Raw genomic sequence first — 2167 nt, forward strand, 5'->3', positions numbered from 1 at the left:
GATCCTGCCGTCGACGGCCTCGACGCGGAGCGCCAGCGGATCCTCGACCGGACTGATCGCGGTGACGAGCTCCGAGCCCTCGAAGTGCAGCGATTGGAGGTTGCCGACCGCGTACCCGGTCGCCAGCTCGCCGCTGAGCAGCGACGCGTGGAAGAGCGGCTGGCGCTGGTCCTCGGCGTCGTAGTGCGGACAGAAGCTGCCGTGCAGGAAGCCCAGGCCCTCGGGGAGCACCTGCAGGGTCGGCCCGTAGCTGTCGGTGGTACCGCCCTCGAACCAGCAGATGCCCCCGGCGCTGCCTCCGGTGAACACGACGTTCGACGCCGGGTCCTCCCACAGCTCGCGCATGATCTCATCGAGGCCCTGCCGCTTCCAGACGTCGAGCATGTTGGCGGTGTTGCCCCCGCCGACGTGGATGACGTCGAAGCCCTTCACGAAGCCCTCGAGGTCGTCGACCGCGCGGTGGAACAGCGGCAGGTGGTGGGGTGCGCACCGGTCCGAGTCGTAGGTCGTGTAGAAACTCACGATGTACGCCGTGTCGTCGCCGGTCGCAGTGCCGACGAACAGCACCCGCGGGCGCTCCTTGCCGGTGAGCTTCAGGATGTAGTCGTGCGTCGGATCGTTCCGCCGCTCCATCATGGCCTTGCCGGCCCCGGTCGCCACCACGTGCGCCATCGGTCCCCCCTCGTCGCGATGCTGCTCTCCCCGCGACACACGCTATCGTCCGTCGCGGCGAGGTGTCGAGCGAGACGCGCGGGTATCGTGCGCAGACGAAAGGGCCGCTCCGCGGGGTGTCCCTCCCCCGCGCAGCGGCCCTGCTCCCGGACGTGCCGGGATGTCGCGGACGCCCTAGACGGTGCGCGCGAACGTCTCGCGGTGGCGGCGGCCGTAGCCGTCGCGCGACGAGACGACGATGGAGCCGGCGATGCCGGCGACGGAGATGACACCGAGGATGGCGAGGAGCGTGAACACGTGGGTTCCTTTCGAAGAAGAGGTGGCTCGTCGAGCGACGGATGCGCCGTTGCACGTGTTCGACTTCCCAATTCTCGCGCGCGAGACCATGCAGCACAAGCGCACAATACTTCAATGACGATGTAGTCTGGCTACATGGACGTTCGCCGCCTCGACCTGCTCAGGGAGCTCGCCGAACGCGGCAGCGTCACCGCCGTCGCCGAGGCCACCGGGCGCACGCCGTCGGCCGTCTCGCAGCAGCTCAAGGTGCTCGAACGCGAGGCCGGGATGCCGCTCACCGAGCGGAGCGGCCGGGGCCTGGTGCTCACCAGCGCCGGGCACGCGCTGGCCCGCAGCGCCGCCGATGTCGCCATCGCGCTCGAACGCGCCTCGGCCCTGTGGGACGAGTTCCGCAACCACCCGAGCGGCGAGGTCAGCCTCCTCACCTTCCCGACGGTCGGCGCGACCCTGCTGCCCAGCGTGCTGAGCGACCTCTCCCAGGTCGCGGGGCTCGTGGTGCGCTGCACCGACCTCGACCCCGAGCTGGCCGAATTCCCCGACCTCACGTCCGACTACGACATCGTGCTGGCGCACACGATGCCCGGGGTGCTGCCCTGGGGCGGCCGAGGCCTCAAGGCGGTGCCGCTGCTCACCGAGCCCCTCGACATCGGCGTGCCCGCCGACCACCGGCTCGCGAACCGGTCGCACGTGACGCCCGCCGATCTCGTCGACGAGACCTGGCTCGGCGTGCCGCCCGGCTTCCCGTTCGAGCGCATCCTCCATGCGATCGAGCAGGAGGGCGGCAAGCGGGTGCAGGTCAGCCAGCGCTTCAGCGACATGCGCATCATGGAGGCGTTCATCGAGGCCGGCCTCGGCATCGCGTTCGTTCCGCGGTTCACGTCGGGCACAGTGCCGCCCGGCATCGTGCTCAAGCCGATCCGCGGCGTCGCGTCCGCCCGGCAGATCGTGGCCCTGGTGCGGCCGGATGTCGCGGAGCGCCTCGCCGTGCGCACGGTGCTCGACGTGCTCGTGGCGCGGGCTTCCCGGCTGGAGCAGGCGTACGGGCACCCCTCACGCGGCCGCCCCGATCAGTGAGGCCCCTGATGCCCCTGAGCTCGGCATGCGGTACATTCCGACCCATGTCGAAGCGCCGCGCCGCCGCCCTCGTCCTGTCCCTGGCTGCGATCGGGGTGCTCGCCGCGTGCGCGGGCGGCCCCGG

The 2167-nt window shown here is 70.9% G+C and carries 3 protein-coding genes; 1 reads left to right on the forward strand and 2 read right to left on the reverse strand.

What is annotated here, in order from left to right; translation table 11 throughout:
* Positions 1–672, reverse strand: a 672-nt coding sequence (locus tag GH736_RS21600) for a Type 1 glutamine amidotransferase-like domain-containing protein (RefSeq protein WP_159606966.1), incomplete at its 3' end; no start/stop codon positions are given.
* 174 nt (positions 673–846) lie between these two features.
* Positions 847–969: a hypothetical protein gene (locus GH736_RS25560; RefSeq protein WP_268891260.1), complete on the reverse strand. Its 123-nt coding sequence runs from the start codon at positions 967–969 to the stop codon at positions 847–849.
* A 135-nt stretch (positions 970–1104) separates the two neighbouring features.
* Here GH736_RS25560 and GH736_RS21605 point away from each other — a divergent pair, with 135 nt between their 5' ends.
* Positions 1105–2043 carry a LysR family transcriptional regulator gene (locus tag GH736_RS21605; RefSeq protein ID WP_159606968.1) on the forward strand — a complete coding sequence of 313 codons (939 nt, stop codon included), beginning with the start codon at positions 1105–1107 and terminating at the stop codon, positions 2041–2043.
* Positions 2044–2167 lie beyond the last annotated feature (124 nt).

The organism is Agromyces humi (assembly GCF_009720255.1).
Taxonomy (GTDB): Bacteria; Actinomycetota; Actinomycetes; order Actinomycetales; family Microbacteriaceae; genus Agromyces; species Agromyces humi.